This is a genomic window from Bradyrhizobium sp. Leo170, assembly GCF_004296405.1.
In the GTDB taxonomy this organism is placed as follows: domain Bacteria; phylum Pseudomonadota; class Alphaproteobacteria; order Rhizobiales; family Xanthobacteraceae; genus Bradyrhizobium.
In genome coordinates, this window is the sequence record NZ_PSRR01000191.1 from 1 (window position 1) to 16,325 (window position 16,325).

13 protein-coding genes are annotated in these 16,325 nt (G+C 61.8%); 6 read left to right on the top strand and 7 right to left on the bottom strand.

Annotation, left to right across the window (positions count from 1 at the left end):
• Positions 1-124: 124 nt before the first annotated feature.
• Complete coding sequence (locus tag CWO89_RS26995; protein WP_130581657.1) at positions 125-1,132, bottom strand: Bug family tripartite tricarboxylate transporter substrate binding protein; 1,008 nt, start codon at positions 1,130-1,132, stop codon at positions 125-127.
• 796 nt (positions 1,133-1,928) lie between these two features.
• On the opposite strand from CWO89_RS26995, the gene CWO89_RS27000 reads away from it, so the two are divergent.
• Positions 1,929-2,678 (top strand): SDR family oxidoreductase, encoded by a 750-nt coding sequence (locus CWO89_RS27000; protein WP_130581658.1) that lies wholly within the window; start codon positions 1,929-1,931, stop codon positions 2,676-2,678.
• Between the two features lie 470 nt (positions 2,679-3,148).
• Here CWO89_RS27000 and CWO89_RS46175 read toward each other — a convergent pair whose 3' ends face one another.
• Positions 3,149-3,286 carry a hypothetical protein gene (locus tag CWO89_RS46175; RefSeq protein ID WP_165421361.1) on the bottom strand — a complete coding sequence of 46 codons (138 nt, stop codon included), beginning with the start codon at positions 3,284-3,286 and terminating at the stop codon, positions 3,149-3,151.
• Positions 3,287-3,532: 246 nt separating this feature from the next.
• On the opposite strand from CWO89_RS46175, the gene CWO89_RS27010 reads away from it, so the two are divergent.
• The gene (locus tag CWO89_RS27010; protein WP_245476606.1) at positions 3,533-5,374 is read left to right on the top strand and encodes a CocE/NonD family hydrolase; all 1,842 of its coding nucleotides are present in this window, start codon (positions 3,533-3,535) and stop codon (positions 5,372-5,374) included.
• A 56-nt stretch (positions 5,375-5,430) separates the two neighbouring features.
• Positions 5,431-6,090: a TetR/AcrR family transcriptional regulator gene (locus tag CWO89_RS27015; RefSeq protein WP_165421362.1), complete on the top strand. Its 660-nt coding sequence runs from the start codon at positions 5,431-5,433 to the stop codon at positions 6,088-6,090.
• Positions 6,091-6,165: 75 nt separating this feature from the next.
• Here CWO89_RS27015 and frc read toward each other — a convergent pair whose 3' ends face one another.
• From frc to CWO89_RS27030, 3 genes are all read right to left on the bottom strand, one after another.
• Entirely contained in the window at positions 6,166-7,443 is a 1,278-nt protein-coding gene (gene frc / locus CWO89_RS27020; RefSeq protein WP_130581660.1) for a formyl-CoA transferase, read from the bottom strand.
• A gap of 193 nt (positions 7,444-7,636) precedes the next feature.
• Entirely contained in the window at positions 7,637-9,367 is a 1,731-nt protein-coding gene (gene oxc / locus CWO89_RS27025; protein ID WP_130581661.1) for an oxalyl-CoA decarboxylase, read from the bottom strand.
• 61 nt (positions 9,368-9,428) lie between these two features.
• Positions 9,429-10,124 (bottom strand): GntR family transcriptional regulator, encoded by a 696-nt coding sequence (locus CWO89_RS27030; RefSeq protein WP_130581667.1) that lies wholly within the window; start codon positions 10,122-10,124, stop codon positions 9,429-9,431.
• A gap of 217 nt (positions 10,125-10,341) precedes the next feature.
• On the opposite strand from CWO89_RS27030, the gene CWO89_RS27035 reads away from it, so the two are divergent.
• On the top strand, positions 10,342-12,471 hold the full coding sequence (locus tag CWO89_RS27035; protein ID WP_130581662.1) for an acetate--CoA ligase family protein: 2,130 nt from the start codon (positions 10,342-10,344) through the stop codon (positions 12,469-12,471).
• Between the two features lie 109 nt (positions 12,472-12,580).
• Positions 12,581-13,426, top strand: a complete 846-nt coding sequence (locus tag CWO89_RS27040; protein WP_165421363.1) for an IclR family transcriptional regulator — start codon at positions 12,581-12,583, stop codon at positions 13,424-13,426.
• Positions 13,427-13,494: 68 nt separating this feature from the next.
• Here the strand turns inward: CWO89_RS27040 and fabA are convergent, their stop codons facing one another.
• Entirely contained in the window at positions 13,495-14,025 is a 531-nt protein-coding gene (gene fabA, locus CWO89_RS27045) for a bifunctional 3-hydroxydecanoyl-ACP dehydratase/trans-2-decenoyl-ACP isomerase (protein WP_130581668.1), read from the bottom strand.
• Positions 14,026-14,359: 334 nt separating this feature from the next.
• Here fabA and CWO89_RS27050 point away from each other — a divergent pair, with 334 nt between their 5' ends.
• Positions 14,360-15,421 carry a ketopantoate reductase family protein gene (locus tag CWO89_RS27050; RefSeq protein WP_130581664.1) on the top strand — a complete coding sequence of 354 codons (1,062 nt, stop codon included), beginning with the start codon at positions 14,360-14,362 and terminating at the stop codon, positions 15,419-15,421.
• A 153-nt stretch (positions 15,422-15,574) separates the two neighbouring features.
• Here CWO89_RS27050 and CWO89_RS27055 read toward each other — a convergent pair whose 3' ends face one another.
• Entirely contained in the window at positions 15,575-15,853 is a 279-nt protein-coding gene (locus CWO89_RS27055; protein WP_130581665.1) for a hypothetical protein, read from the bottom strand.
• Positions 15,854-16,325 lie beyond the last annotated feature (472 nt).

Below are 16,325 nucleotides of genomic sequence, written 5' to 3' on the forward strand. Positions count from 1 at the left end.
GAAAAGTGGGTACTAGATTCTTGTTTTGACGCGTTTTCTTCACGCGAACCGGTCTCCACTTCGCTCGAAAACGCTCTAGAAATCGAAGGGACACGCTCGTGCGTGCTTGGTTGATATCGCCGGATCAATTCGCCGAGGCGAGGAAACCAGCTTCTTTCATCAATACCTCGTGGCGCTTTTGCTCCGCCTCGACCCACTTGGCGTAGTCGGCCCCGGTCAGGAAGGTGGTGTTGAATGCGCCGCTCTTCATGAAATCCTGCCATTCAGGCGTGGCGCGCACCTTCTTGAACAGTTCGACGTAATATTCGATCTGATCCTTGGTGGCTTTCGGCGGCATGAAGATGCCACGCAACATCAGATACTCCATATCGAGGCCCTGCGATTTGCAGGTTGGAATATCCTTCCAGCCCTTGCCGTCGGCGATCGGCTCGTCATAGGCCATTGGCTGGGCGTCGAAGACGCAGAGCGGACGGAGCTTGCCGCCGCGCCATTGCGCTACCGCTTCGATCGGATTGTTGACGGTCGAATCGACGTGGTTGCCGACGAGCTGAACGGCGACTTCGCCGCCGCCTTTGTAGGGGATGTAGGTGAACTTGGTATCGATCGCCTTCTCGACGGCGACCGTGATGATCTGGTCCTCCTGCTTCGAGCCGGTGCCTCCCATTTTGAACGTGCCGGCCGGCGCCTTCTTTACGGCGTCAACATATTCGCCGACCTTGTTGTAGGATTTCTCGGCATTCACCCAGAGCACGAATTCATCGAGCGCCAGCATTGCGACCGGGGTCATATCCTTCCAGTTGAAGGGAATCCCCGTTGCCAGTGGCGTCGTGAAAAGATTCGAGAGTGTAATGATGATCTTGTGGGGATTGCCCGATGACCCCTTCACATCGAGAAAACCTTCACCTCCGGCGCCACCAGCCTTGTTGATGACGACCATCGGCTGCTTCATCAGATTGTGCTTGGTCACGATGCCCTGGATCGTGCGCGCCATCTGATCCGCACCGCCGCCTGTGCCGGCGGGTACGATGAACTCGACCGGACGAACCGGCTCCCAGGCGGCAGAGACTCCGGTACCGCTCGCGCACAACGCTGCGACGGCCGCCAATGCAAGATGCAGAATGGAATGCTTCATCTGGTGTCCTCCCTAAGAACTTTAACGCGCCGCTCTTTGTCGGCTTGCGATCAGCCCATCCCGATCACGTGCTGCGGGTCATCCGGCACCTTTCCGGTGATCGATCACCCGCTGCGATCGTGCGGCCGATTGGAACTGTATGAGGGCTGTTCAGGCGCGGCATCCGCTTCTTTCGAATAATGCTCGATCCTCGAGAGGAGCCACGGGAAGGATGGACCGCCCCTTGGCCTCTCGCGCCGGACTGACCGCCCCCACGGTGCACCGCTGTTTGCGCGGTGGCTGTCGGCTAGCGCCTACCTAAGGTATGCGACATACCAGCTTGCAAACAATCGGCGTGGTGGACCACTTTCCGAGCTACTTTGTCGCAGTGGGCCGTTACCGGGCATTCGGAAAGAAAAAGAAAGGCCCCGGAGCAGGCCAGCCACTCACTTAAATGTGGAATCGCCAAAAACGGCGATTCCACAGAATTCGCTTCGATGAAATCGAGCGCCAATACCGAGCAAATCTAGGCAATCCCGATGCAGGTGATGTCCATTTGGACCCCAAGATCGGACATCGGCGGGGACGGAGGCATGGTCGACTCCACGGCCGAGTACGTTGCGCTCACGCGGGGGCGCCATAGCGTGGCCGTCGCGATGGATTGGGGGCCGCGCCTCTGACTGCGGGCTTTTCGCTCTACGCGCGCGCGGCACACACCGATCGACACGTCTTGTTTTCGAACGCAGGAATCGGGTGGCTCCCAAAGGAGGCTTGAATACCTTGCTGCCCATAACGACAGCAGAAAGATGTTCGAGATATGAATCTACTTAAACATAAAGTCGCCATCGTCACGGGCGCGTCTTCCGGGATCGGTCGGGCGGTTGCGCTGATGTTTGCCGAGCAAGGTGCGGCGATGGTCCTGACCGCGCGGCGCACAACTCAACTTGACGAGGTGGCCCAGACAATCCGAAGCAAGGGAGGGCGTGCGATCATCGTCGGCGGCGATGTCGGCCTGCCCGAAACCCACGAAATGGCCGTCGCTGCCGCTACGAGCGAATTCGGGGGCCTCGACATCGCCATCAACAATGCTGGCACGGTCGGTCCGGCAAGGCCGCTGGCGGAGATTTCGCCGGAGGAGTGGCAGCACACCCTGACGACTAATCTTACGGCAGCATTTCTCGGCGCGCGCAGTCAGATTCCGGCGATGCTTTCGCGCGGCGGAGGCTCAATCGTCTTCACATCCAGCTTTGTCGGCACCAGCGTTGGCATTCCCGGCATGGCGGCCTATGGAGCTTCCAAGGCCGGACTGATGGGCCTGGTGAAGGGGATAGCCGCCGACTACGCCGCTATGGGCATCAGGGCCAACGCGCTGTTGCCCGGCGGTGTGGATACCGCAATGGCGGGCGATCAAAGTCAGAAGGACTGGGCCGCGGGCCTGCATGCGATGAAGCGGATCGCGCGACCCGAGGAGATTGCCTCTAGCGCACTTTTCCTCGCCAGCTCGATGGCCAGTTTCGTCACGGGATCGGCCTTGTTCGCCGATGGTGGCAACGCTGCGGTAAAGTGATCGATCGACGTCCGAGATACGCGAGAAATGCTTGCGGGGGTTAGTGCTCCGCAAGCGTTTCAGCACATGTAGATATGCCAATCCGCGGCGGCAAGCGACGCTTCGTGGGGCGAACCCGTCACGATGTAGGACGATCGTTCGTTTGTTTTGTGTCTGTTTTTGCTTCGCTGGTCCTCGATTTCGGCGTGAACACCGAAGTTCGGACAGAGCGGGTTCTTGCAGAAGTTGACGTTGACCCCTTCGAAAGGGGGAGGGAGACGAAGCCTTTTGGCTCCTCCCGAAGAAATCTCCGGCATGGTCGGCACCCCGAATTCTTTATGGAATAAGGGATGCCGATGAAGGTGGAGTTAAAATTCCACACTTAAGCTAGGGGCTGGCCGGAGCAGGGGCCATTCGCTCAAACAAAATGTAAGTCTCGTCGGCGCCACCTCGACGGCGTTCGCCGCCGGAATTCGTGTCGCTATGAGGCCTTAGAGGCCGAAGCGCGGGAGGTCGCCGTTGCGGATGGAGATCTCGGCGCTCTTCATCAGCAGCCGATCGATCGTGGCCATCAAACGTCCCCACAGCGAAGTCGGGGCCGAAATTGCGATGGAAGCAGTCTTGGACATGATGTCCCCCTTCTCTGAAGTTGCGGCGGAATGTCCGCTTCGTGATCTGGGGACTATTTATGTATACCAGATGCCAGCAACAACGCATTTGTTTGCATAGCAGCATCCGCCTTCTGCGGTGCAACATAGGCCGGCCGTTTGGCATCCCAAAAATCCTAACCAGAATGCGAACAGGATTTGCATTCGCATTTTAACCGGCGTAAACGACCGCCATTGGCCCATTTCACGTGGCCACTGGAGGAAACCATGAAGTTATCCGGAAGGGTCTTGCTCGCCGTCGTGGCGGGAACGAGCCTGGCCTTTGCAGCCTACGCCGCTCCGCAATCGAATTACTCGATCCCGCGCGCTCATGAAGAGGTCGTGCTGAAAAGCGGGGCGACGATGATCTATGATCAGAACGTCGCCGTGACGTTGCGCGATGGCCACGTGGTTTATGCCAACGTGTTCCGTCCCAAGCAGGCCGGGACCTATCCGGTGATCATGGCGCAGGGGCCCTATGGCAAGGATGCGACCTTCCAGGAGGCCTACGCATCAGGTTGGACCCAGTTGCTCAAAGCCAACCCGAACATTTGTGCCCAATCGTCGTGCCGGTTCATGCGTTGGGAGCACACCGACCCCGAACGCTGGGTCGGCGGCGGTTATGTGGTCATCGCGCTCGACGTCCGCGGTGCAGGTTACTCGCCGGGCTATCTCGACCTCGTCTCGGCGCGCGAAGCGCGCGATTTCTACGACGCGATTGAATGGGCTGCTGCGCAACCGTGGTCGAACGGGAAGGTCGGCTTGCTCGGCATTTCCTACATGGCCATCAATCAATGGCAGGTTGCCGCGCTTCAGTCACCGCATCTCGCCGCGATTATCCCCTGGGAAGGCGCGTCCGATCTGTATCGTGAGGCGCTGTTTCACGGCGGCATCGAAAGCAATGTGTTTCTTCAGCTCTGGTTCAAGAGCCAGATCCTTCCCAATCAGAATGGCAACGCGGCGACCGCCTACAAGGATCCAGGAACGGGGCGGCCTCCCACCGGCGCGGCACTCAGTGACGATTTGCTGAAGGCCAACCGAAGAAACCTGATCGACAGCGCGCACGCCCATCCTCTGCTCGATGGCTACAATCAGGAGATCAATGCTGATCTGAGCCGTATCCGCACGCCGCTGCTGTCGGCCGGAAATCTCTCGGCTCCAAGCCTCCACGGCCGCGGCAATTACGAGGGATTCGTCCAGGCGTCATCGACGGAAAAGTGGCTGTTCCTGCACACGGGAACGCATGACGACAGCTTCTACAGCGATGAGGGGATCGCGCTTCAGCACAAGTTCTTCGATCACTATCTCAAGGGAATAGACAACAAGTGGGAGAAGACCGCACGGGTTTCCCTGGTCGAACGCGATCCGGCGCGCGCGACCTGGACGACGCGGTCCGAGGAAGGCTGGCCGCTCGCCCGCACCCGTTATGTCAATTATCATCTCGATGCGCAGAACCGTTCGCTGGGCACCGAGGTGCCCAAGGGCGAAGCCAGCGTGACGTTCGATGCCGGAAAGACCGCGGCCACTTTCGATATGGTGTTCGATCGGACGATGGAGTTCACCGGACCGCTCGCCGCCCATCTCTGGGTCGCATCGTCGACCGCGGATGCGGATCTCTTCGTCACCCTGCAATTGTTCGACGAGAAGGGACGCGAGGTCACTTTCCTCGGCGCATCCGACACCGCCTCGCCATTGGCGCAAGGATGGCTGCGCGCGTCGCGGCGCAAGCTCGACGTCCAACGGTCGAAGCCATACCAGCCCTGGCATACGCATGACGAAGTGCAGAAGCTGAAGCCGGACGAGTTCTATCCGGTCGATGTGGAGATCTGGCCGACCTCGATCGTCGTTCATCCCGGATACAAACTGACGCTCCGGATCGAGGGGGCCGACTTCCAGCGTCCGCCGTCGAATCCGGATGGGAAATCCATCGGAAGGCGCGGGTCCGGCGTGTTCCTGCACGACGATCCCGCCGATCGGCCGAACCCTGAGTTCTCCGGCGTGACGACGATCGCCTCCGGCGGGGCGCGCGACTCGTTCCTCGTGCTGCCGACGATACCTCGCGGCGAATGAGCCGCGAGAGATCCTCTCCGTTGTTGGACCATCGGCATGATGGTATTGCTGCCATCATGTCGACCTTCGAAACGTCACCTCACGTCGTGCGGCCGCAGCAGCAGCGCAGCCGTGCCGCTCTTACGAAGATCGTCACGGCCGCTGAACAGCTGCTGAGAACGAAAGGCGCGGACGGCTTTTCGATGGCCGAGGTGGCGGAAGCCGCGGGCCTGCCGGTCGGAAACATCTATCGCCGTTTTCGCGGCAAGGATGAATTGCTGCAGGCTATCAAATACGAGATTACGGCCCGCATCGAGGAAGCCGTCGGCGAGCGACTCTCTCAGCGGCCATTCGACAACATGGCTGATGTGATCGAGCGTTTCGCCGCCGCGACCTGCGACACTTTCGCTGGCGATGAGAAGCTGTACTTTGCCGTCTTCGCCGCGCAGCGCGGCGGCACCTCGGAAATGGATCGGATAGGCGCACGCGGCCGGCGTCGTATTTTCTCCAGGTATCGCGAAGCGTTGCTTCCGTTCCTGCAAGGCGTCGCCGGCGACAAGGCCGAGCTTATGGCGCGGGTATCGTTTCACATCATAACGGCGGCGGTGCTCGGAAAAGCGCGAGCGTTCGATGAGGCGCTCAGTGACGTGTCGTGGACAGCGCTGGGCGAAGAATTCGGACGCGCTGCGCTCGCCTATTTGCAGACGAACATGCAGTCTATTCCGAAGCGTGATTGACCGCAGGTCGCGCCAAGACAAAAGGGCCGCCGGAATACCGGCGGCCCTTTTAGCCGTTCAGCGATATGACGCGACTTACTCGGCCGCCTGCTTCTGCGGCGGAGCGAGCGCGCCGGAGTCGTGGATCTCGGCGACCTGGTGATCGGTAAAGCCGAGCACCTGGCGCAGCACCTCGTCGGTGTGCTCGCCAAGCAGCGGCGAGCGAAGCACTTCGCTCGGGCTGTCCGACAGCTTGATCGGGTTGCCGACCGACAGGTATTTGCCGCGGGTGGGATGGTCGACCTCGACCACGGTGCCGGTCGCGCGCAGCGACTGGTCCTCGGCGAGTTCCTTCATCGACAGGATCGGGCCGCAGGGGATGTCGTATTGGTTGAGGATCTCCATCGCCTCGAACTTGGTCTTGGTCGTAGTCCACTGCTCGATGCGGGCGAAGATTTCGTTCAGCCGCGGCAAGCGTGCCGCCGGCTTGGCGTAATCCGGATGCGTCTTCCAGGTGGGCTCGCCGATCACGTCGCAGATCTTCTCCCAGACCGGTGCCTGCGTGATGAAGTAGATGTAGGCGTTGGGATCGGTCTCCCAGCCCTTGCACTTCAGGATGCGCCCGGGCTGGCCGCCGCCGGAATCATTGCCCGCGCGCGGCACGGCGTCGCCGAACGGAATGCCTTCGCCGAACTGGCTGTATTCCTTGAGCGGGCCATGGGCGAGACGCTGCTGGTCGCGCAGCTTGACGCGGCAGAGGTTGAGCACGCCGTCCTGCATCGCCGCGGTGACTCGCTGGCCCTTGCCGCTCTTGGTGCGGTGGAACAGCGCGGTGACGATGCCGAGGGCGAGATGCAGTCCCGTGCCGCTGTCGCCGATCTGTGCGCCGGTGACGAGCGGGACGTCGTCGCGGAAGCCGGTGGTCGAGGCCGCGCCGCCCGTGCACTGCGCGACGTTCTCATAGACCTTGCAGTCTTCATACGGCCCCGGGCCAAAGCCCTTGATGGAGGCCACGATCATCTGCGGGTTGATCTGTTGGATCTTCTCCCAGGGAAAGCCCATGCGGTCGAGCACGCCGGGGCCGAAATTCTCCACCAGCACGTCGCACTTCTTGATCAGCGCGGTCAGGACTTCCTTGCCCTTCGGGTTCTTGGTGTCGAGCGTGATCGAGCGCTTGTTGTGGTTGAGCATGGTGAAATACAGGCTGTCCACGTTCGGGACGTCCTGCAACTGGCCACGCGTGATGTCACCGACGCCCGGGCGCTCGACCTTGATCACGTCGGCGCCGAACCAGGCCAGGAGCTGGGTGCAGGTCGGCCCCGACTGGACATGGGTGAAATCGAGAATGCGAACGCCCGTAAGCGCCTTAGTCATCTGTCCTCTCCTTGTTACTACCTGTTGCTGTCATGCCCACGAAGGCGGGCATCCAGTAATCACCGTCGATTCAGTCGGGCTCAGTGTTCGCCTCGCGATAGCTCGGCGGCTACTGGATCCCCCGCCGGAGCCTGTCATCGGGCGGCCATTCGGCCGACCCGTTGGCGGGGAATGACGCCGTTCAGTTGATCCGTTACTTCTTCTTCAGAACGCTCTGCGGATTGAGATTGCCGATGCGGCCGCTCTCCGAGCCGGCCGCTGGATCGATCACCGCGTTGATCAGGGTCGGCTTGCCGGAGTCCATCGCCGCATTGACGGCACGCTTCAATTCATCCGGCGAGGTCGCGTTGACGCCGACGCCGCCGAACGCCTCGATCATCTTGTCGTAGCGTGCGCCCTTCACGAACACCGTGGTTGCGGGATCGGCGCCGGCCGAGTTGGTGTCGGTGCCGCGATAGATGCCGTCATTGTTGAAGACGACGACGCAGACCGGCAGGTCGTAGCGGCAGATGGTCTCGATCTCCATGCCCGAAAAACCAAAGGCGCTGTCGCCTTCGACCGCGAGCACCGGCTTGCCGGTCTCGACGGCGGCTGCGATGGCATAGCCCATGCCGATGCCCATCACGCCCCAGGTGCCGACATCGAGCCGCTTGCGCGGCTGATACATGTCGATGACGCCGCGGGCGAGGTCGAGTGTGTTGGCGCCTTCGTTGACGAAGATAGCGTCCGGCCGCTCCTTGATGATGGTGCGGAGCACGCCGAGCGCGCCGTGATAATCCATCGGCGAGGCATTGCTCATCAGCTTTGGCGCCATCTTGGCGACGTTCTCGTCGCGCTTGGCGTTGACCTTGGTGGTCCAGTCGGCAGGCGGCGCCGGCCAGTTGCCGCCCATGCCCTCGAGCAGCGCGGTGACACAGGAGCCGATATCGCCGACCAGGGGAGCCGCGATCTCGACGTTGGAATCCATCTCCTTCGGCTCGATATCGACCTGGATGAATTTCTTCGGTGCATCGCCCCAGGTCTTGCCCTTGCCATGCGAGAGCAGCCAGTTGAGGCGGGCGCCGATCAGCATCACCACGTCGGCATCCTTCAGCACGGTCGAGCGCGCGGCGCCGGCGGATTGCGGATGCGTGTCGGGCAGGAGGCCCTTGGCCATGCTCATCTGCAGGAACGGCGCGCCGCTCTTCTCGACGAAGCTGCGGATGGCGTCATCGGCCTGTGCGTAGGCCGCGCCCTTGCCGAGGATGATCAGCGGACGCTTGGCGCCCTTGAGCACGTCAAGCGCGCGCTTGACCGCCGACGGGGCAGGGATCTGCGCCGGCGCCGCGTCGATCACCTTCACCAGCGACCTCTGACCGGCTTCGGCATTCATCACCTGCGAGAACAGTTTTGCCGGCAGGTCGAGATAGACGCCGCCGGGACGACCGGACACGGCGGCGCGGATCGCGCGCGCAAAGCCGATGCCGATATCCTGCGCGTGCAACACGCGGAACGCCGCCTTGCAGAGCGGCTTGGCGATCGCGAGCTGGTCCATCTCCTCATAGTCGCCCTGCTGCAGGTCGACGATCTCGCGCTCCGAGGAACCCGAGACCAGGATCATCGGAAAGCAGTTGGTGGTGGCGTGCGCCAGCGCGGTAAGCCCGTTGAGGAAGCCTGGCGCCGACACCGTCAGGCAGACGCCGGGCTTCTTGGTCAGGAAGCCCGCGATCGCCGCCGCGTAGCCCGCGTTCTGCTCATGCCGGAACGACAACACGCGAATGCCCGCCGCCTGCGCCATGCGGCCGAGATCCGTGATCGGAATGCCCGGCACGCCGTAGACGGTGTCGATGCCATTCAGCTTCAGCGCATCGATGACGAGGTGAAAGCCGTCCGTAAGCTCTTGTTCCGTGCCCGGTGCTTCGGTCTTGGTGGCGGTATTTAGCATGGGCATGGTCTCCCTCTGGCTTTTCTGGTTCGGACGAGTTCGTCGTCTTCTGAGTGACGCTCTAAGTGAAAAGTTCCTGGCCGTGCGCTTCGACGTAAGCGGCAAGGCCAAGCGTGTGGTCGCGCGCGCGCTTTTCCGCAAGCTCGGTGTCGCGCGCCTCCAGCGCCTCGATGATGCCGAGATGCTCGGGTAGCGATGTCGCGGTGCGATCCTTCCGCCCGATCGTGAGCTGCCGGTAGCCGCGGACATGCAAGAGGATGTCGTTGGTCATATCGACCAGGACCTGATTCTCGGACAGCGAGATCAGCGCCTGATGGAAGGCGATGTTGGCCTTGGAATATTCCTCGATGTGATCTTCCGGCCGGCGGTCGCTGCTGAAATCCTTGAAGAAGTCGCGCAGCGCCGTGATGTCTTTCTTGCGCGCGGTGGTCGTGATCAACCGCGCGGCCATGCTCTCGAGTGCGGCCCAAGCGCGGATCATGTCGACGATCTCGGTCTTGGTGCGGCGGACCACGACGATGCCGCGGCGCGGCACGGTTTTGACAAAACCGTCCTGTTCGAGCATGGCGATCGCTTCGCGGATCGGGGTGCGGCTGACGCCGAGGCGCTCGGACAACGCACGCTCATCGAGCATCACCGGCTCGGGCGTCGTATAGATGTCCATCTTGAGAATAGCTTCCTTCAAGGCTTCGTAAGCCTTGTTCTTGAAGCTCGTCTCTGGCGCGATCCGGACGATCGCAATATCTGCCTCAGCCATAATAGGCGATGCCTTGGTTTCCTTCGGTGTTGGCACGACTCGTCTCCTCCGTTTGGAAGACGCCTTCTTAGCAGAAGAAATGCCGTCAGGTTTTTGGCATGCCAAATACCAGAATGTCAAGTTGCCATTGTTTTCTGCATCCCGCGAGAGAAGACCGGCTTGACTTTTTGGCTTCTGGCATACCAAATGCCATCAAATTTGTCCTGGGAGGAAGCCGATGTCAAATTCAAAAGAAGCAGTCCGCAAAGTTCTCGATGCGGTCAAAGCGGACAAGCGTACGAGCCTGACGGCGCCGGAGGGCAAATTGGTCTGCGATGCCTACGGGATACCGGTCCCGAAGGAGGACGTCGCCAAGTCGGCGGCCGAGGCGGCGCGGATCGCGTCCGGCATGGGTTTCCCGGTGGTCATGAAGATCGTCTCGCCGGACATTCTCCACAAGACCGAGGCCGGCGGCGTCGTGGTCGGCGTCAAGACGGCCGCTGACGCCGAGAAGACCTACGAGACGATTCTCGCCAACGCCAGGAAGTACAAGGCGGACGCCAAGATCGGGGGCGTGCAGGTCCAGCAGATGCTGGGCGGCGGCACCGAGGTGATCATCGGCTCGATCACCGACGGCTCGTTCGGCAAGCTGGTCGCCTTCGGCCTCGGCGGCGTGCTGGTCGAAGTGCTCAAGGACATCACCTTCCGCCTCGCGCCCGCGACCACGGAAGACGCGCTGTCGATGCTCGACGGCATCCAGGCGCATGAGATGCTGAAGGGCGTGCGTGGCGGCGATCCCGTCAACCGCGAGGCGCTCGCCGATGTCATCGTCAAGGTGTCGCGGCTGGTCAGCGATTTCCCTGAGATCGTCGAGCTCGACCTCAATCCCGTTTTTGCCACCAAGAAGGACGCGATCGCCGCCGACGTGCGCATCGTCGTCGATTTCGACTACAAGCCGCGCCCGGCGCCGCGCCCGACCGAGGAAATCGTCGCCGCGATGAACCGCATCATGCAGCCGAAGGCGGTGGCCGTGATCGGTGCTTCTGCCGAAGACGGCAAGATCGGCAACTCCGTGATGAAGAACCTCATTAACGGCGGCTACAAGGGCGAGATCTATCCGATCCACCCCAAAGCGCCCGAGATCCTCGGCTACAAGGCCTACAAGAGCGTCAAGGACGTGCCAGGGGTGATCGACGTCGCGGTGTTCGCGATCCCCGCGAAATTCGTCGCCGGTGCGCTCGCCGAATGCGGCGAGAAGAAAATTCCCGGCGCCGTGCTGATCCCGTCGGGCTTCGCCGAAGCCGGCGCGCCGGAACTGCAGGCCGAGATCGTCGAAGTCGGCAAGAAGTACGACATCCGCCTGATGGGGCCGAACATCTACGGCTTCTATTACACGCCAGCCAATCTCTGCGCGACCTTCTGCACGGCCTACGACGTCAAGGGCCATGCGGCCTTGTCATCGCAGTCCGGCGGCATCGGCATGGCGATCATCGGCTTCTCGCGCTCGGCGAAGATGGGCGTCTCCGCGATCGTCGGCCTCGGCAACAAGTCCGATATCGACGAGGACGATCTGCTTGCCTTCTTCGAGCAGGACCCGAACACCAATTTGATTGCGCAGCACTGCGAAGACCTGAAGGACGGCCGCGCCTTCGCGGAAGCCGCCAAGCGGGTCTCCAAGAAGAAACCGGTGATCGTGCTGAAGGCCGGCCGCACCTCGGCAGGTGCGAAGGCGGCAAGCTCGCACACCGGCGCGCTCGCCGGCAACGACAAGATCTATGAGGACGTGTTCAAGCAGTCCGGCGTGATCCGCGCCCGCAGCTTGAGGCAACTGCTCGAATTCGCCCGCGGCGTGCCGGTGCTGCCGACGCCGAAGGGCGAGAACGTGCTGATCATCACCGGCGCCGGCGGTTCGGGCGTGCTGCTCTCCGACTCCGTGGTCGACAACGGCCTGTCGCTGATGCAGATGCCGCCGGACCTGGATGCGGCCTTCCGCAAGTTCATCCCGCCATTCGGCGCCGCCGGCAATCCCGTCGACATTACCGGTGGCGAGCCGCCGATCACCTATGTCAACACGGTGAAGCTCGGCCTGTCCGATGAGCGCATCCACGCGCTGATCCTCGGCTACTGGCACACCATCGTGACGCCGCCGATGGTGTTCGCGCGCAACATGGTCGAGGTGAAGAAGGAGATGGAGGCCAAGGGCTTCGTGAAGCCGATGGTGGCCTCGCTCGCCGGCGACGTCGAGGTCGAGGAGGCCGCCGAGTATCTCTATCAGCACGGCATCCCGGCCTATGCCTATTCGACCGAACTGCCGGTCGAGGTGCTGGGGGCCAAGTACAAATGGGCGCGCGGCGCGGGTCTGCTCTAACGAGAAGATCAATGCCGCTTCGACGTCAGTCGGAGCGGCATTTTGATTGAACGCTTCGGGTGAGGGGACTCTCCACAAACTCGGTCTGTGTCTGGGAATGCAGGTCGCGATGAAGAGAGACGTGATCCGGCGCAAGTCCATCGAGAAGACTAACGCGGATACTGAGGCCGATTCCCGCGAGGGCGGCGTGCAGTCCGTCGACCGCGCGCTCTCGATCATCGAGACGCTCGCCGAAGACGACGAAGGCTACCGCCTGAGCGATCTCGCGATCCGCACGGGGCTGTCGACCTCCACCGTGCACCGTCTGCTGGCAACGCTCGAAAGCCGCCGCTTCGTGCAATTCGACCGGACCCAATCGAAATGGCATGTCGGCGCCCGCAGCTTCACGGTCGGCGCCACCTTTGCGAGGCGCCGCAACTTCACCGCCCAGGCGGTTCCCTACCTGCGCAAGCTGCGCGACCTCACCCGCGAGACCGCCAACCTCGCCGTCGTCGACGACGAGTTCATCGTCGTGCTGACCCGAATGGAAAGCCGCGAGATCATGCGTTCGCTGACGAAGGTCGGCGGCCGCGTGGCGATGGTTGCGTCCGGCGTCGGCAAGGCGGTGCTGGCGACCTATTCGGACGAGGACGTCAGCGCGATCATCCGCCACCACGGCATGCCGCGCCTGACCGAGAAGACCATCACGCGGCCGAGCGACCTGTTCAGGGAACTCGAACGCGTCCGCCGCCAAGGTTACGCCGTCGACGACGAGGAAGCCTGCATGGGGCTGCGCTGCATCGCCGCCGTCGTCTACAACGATTGCAGCGAGCCGCTGGCGGCGATCTCGGTCTCCGGCATGACCAGTCGCCTGACCGACGATCGCTTGGCCACGCTCGGCCAGACCGTGCGCGAAGTGGCGGCCGAGCTGACGCTTGCGCTCGGTGGCCTCGTGCCCGCTGCGACGGCTGGCTGAGAAGACAACGCCGTCATTGCGGGCGCATCCGCCTGTGTGGAGAGATGGATTGCGTCGCTGACTACAGCTCAGATCGCGGGCGTTATCAGACCAACCCTCATGTCTCTGGCAACGTAGACGCATGTGTCATCGGCGTGCACGCGGCCGTTCGCAACTCCGAGAACCAGTCTGCCGCGCCTCACCTGGCGCATATCAACCTCATAGCGAACGCGTCTGACTTCTGGCGTGATATGGCCTCTGAACTTCACCTCGCCAACACCGATGGCGCGGCCTTTGCCTGGTGAGCCCGACCAGCCGAGCCAGTAACCGATCATCTGCCACATCGCGTCCAAACCCAGACATCCCGGCATCACAGGGTCGTGAGGAAAGTGGCAATTAAAGAACCAGAGGCTCGGCGTAATGTCCAACTCGCCGACGATATGGCCCTTTCCAAATTCGCCGCCGTCCATGCTGATGTCTGTGATGCGGTCCATCATAAGCATGGGCGGTGCTGGCAACTGCGCATTGCCTGGGCCGAAATAGCCACCTTCACCTGATTTGAGCAGATCGTCTTTTGTGTAGGACGATTGCGGAGTGTGAAAGTCGTGTGGGTTGGGCAAGACAACAAGGCCTTTGGTGGTGAGCGGTCGGGGTATACTCCGACGTCTGTACTCGCGGTCAGGATGTACTTGGATTGAGTTCAATTCAAGTGCGATCAGGGGCGAATGGTCGAAAGCTGTCGCCGCGAGGGCGCCCTCGATGGCAAGTCTGGGCTGATTGCCGATCCACACAACGCCGAAGTCGGCTCCCTGTCAGAGGTTGAACCGGCAGTAACGTCCGCTGTTGGGCGCAAGGTGGACCATTGGCGAAAGGCCTGGATCGACTAAACTGACGCCTCAAGAACCAGGGAACCGGTTGCTTCCCTGACCGCAAGAACAATGCCGGGGAGAAAGCATGGGTCGGAAGATAGCTATCGTCGGAGCTGGAGCCGTCGGCGGGTATGTGGGTGCCCACATGGTGCAGGCCGGCGAGGACGTCACGTTCATCGATCCCTGGCCCGATCACATCGAGCACATGAGGAAGCACGGACTGCGCGTCACGCACGCAAGGGACGTCGCGGAATTCTCGGTTTCCGTGCGCGCGCTGCACATCACGGACGCGCAGCAGCTCGCCAAGGAGAGACCGGTCGACATCGCCTTCGTCTGCATGAAATCTTACGACACCGCCTGGGCCACCATGCTGATCCAGCAGTATCTGGCGCCCGACGGCTACGTCGTGTCGCTGCAGAACTGCATGAACGAAGAGACGATTGCCGGCATCGTCGGCTGGGGCAGGACGCTCGGATGCATTGCCAGCAGCATCACCGTCAATCTGCCTGAACCCGGCCATATTCACCGCGGCGCCGGCAAGGGCGGGGCGGCGCACACCGTATTTCGCACCGGCGAAGTGCACGGTCGCGTCACGGCTCGGGCGGAAGAAATCTGCCGTCTGGTGGGCTACTCGGACAGCGCCAAAGTGACCGGCAATCTGTGGGGCGAGCGCTGGTCGAAACTGGTTGCCAACGTCATGGGCAATGGGCTCTCGGCCTGCACGGGTCTGTCGGGCGGAGACAAGTTGCAAAGCGAGCCGATCCGCCGTTTCTCCACCCGGCTCGGCAGCGAAGCGATCCGCGTCGGCCAGGCGCTCGGCTATCAATTGGAGGAGATCCTGCACCTGTCGCCTGAGACGATCGCGCGCGCCGGAGAAGGCGACGAGACGGCGATGCGCGTCTGCGACGAGCAGCGCTTCAGGGACGGCAAACGCACCTCCTCCGAGCAGCGTCCCTCGATGGGCCAGGACGTGCAGAAGGGCCGGCGCACCGAGATCGAATTCCTCAACGGTTTAGTGGTGCGCGAGGGCGAGAAGATCGGCCTGTCCTGCGCAGCCAATGCCGTGCTGACCGACCTCGTCAAGCGCGTGGAGCGGAATGAGCTGAGCCCGGATCCGCGGCACATTACGGGGCTGCGGTTGAACTGAGCCGCGTTGCTCGCCTTGATGCGCAGAACGGGTTGACGTCTGAACTACCGGGTGGGCAGACAAACTCCGTCCACTTGAATCGGACAGGTACGGGCCAACAACGGACTGGCTGCAAGGCAATGTCGCCAAGCGAAAGGTCTCTTATAGAGACACCTAACATTGCGGGCGCTTGTCGAGAGCCGCCACGATGCGCTCTAGACTGGCATCAATCCGCTGCGTTTCGGTGAGCTGCTGCTCACACGGTTGGATTACCGAAACCCCCGATTTTGTGCGGTTGGTAAAACGCGAAACCACGATCCATGCACCAATGAGCACCACGAACGGCCACCATGAGAGCAGTGCCGACAGCCAATCACCATTCATATACAGGTTTCCATCCTCTTTATCGGACAGCGGAGCAGCCCAGCGCGCGTCAGGATGCCGTTCATCCATTAACAGGTAACCCTCGCTCGTTGATAAATGTAGGAAATCAATGCACGCGGCGCTTGTTGGGGGCACTCAGAACCGGAAGATCACTTTTGGGATTGCCGAGACAACTATAGCTCGGAAGAACTCGCGGTATCGCCATTTGCTAACCGGATGTCTGTCAACAGCGGCCGGCATCCGAAACCCTTCACAAAAGCGGCGTCGAGGCACGCGCACAGCGATGTCCGCCCTGGTTCAGACGACCGACATGGTGAAAGCGGGAGCGCGATTCAGCTCGGGGTCTTTTCGGACCTCAGCGCAGTCTTGAAATATCTCCGGTTTACCCCAACGACCGGACATCACTAAGCGCAGGGTGGCTTAGCGAAAGCGTAATCCACCCTTGCATCGCGCGACTGTCCGGAGTCCTTTGAGGTGCCGGCTCGTCGTGCTTGGGGCGTCGTAACGGACGCGCGCCGCTTCGTCCTAGTACCCACTTTTC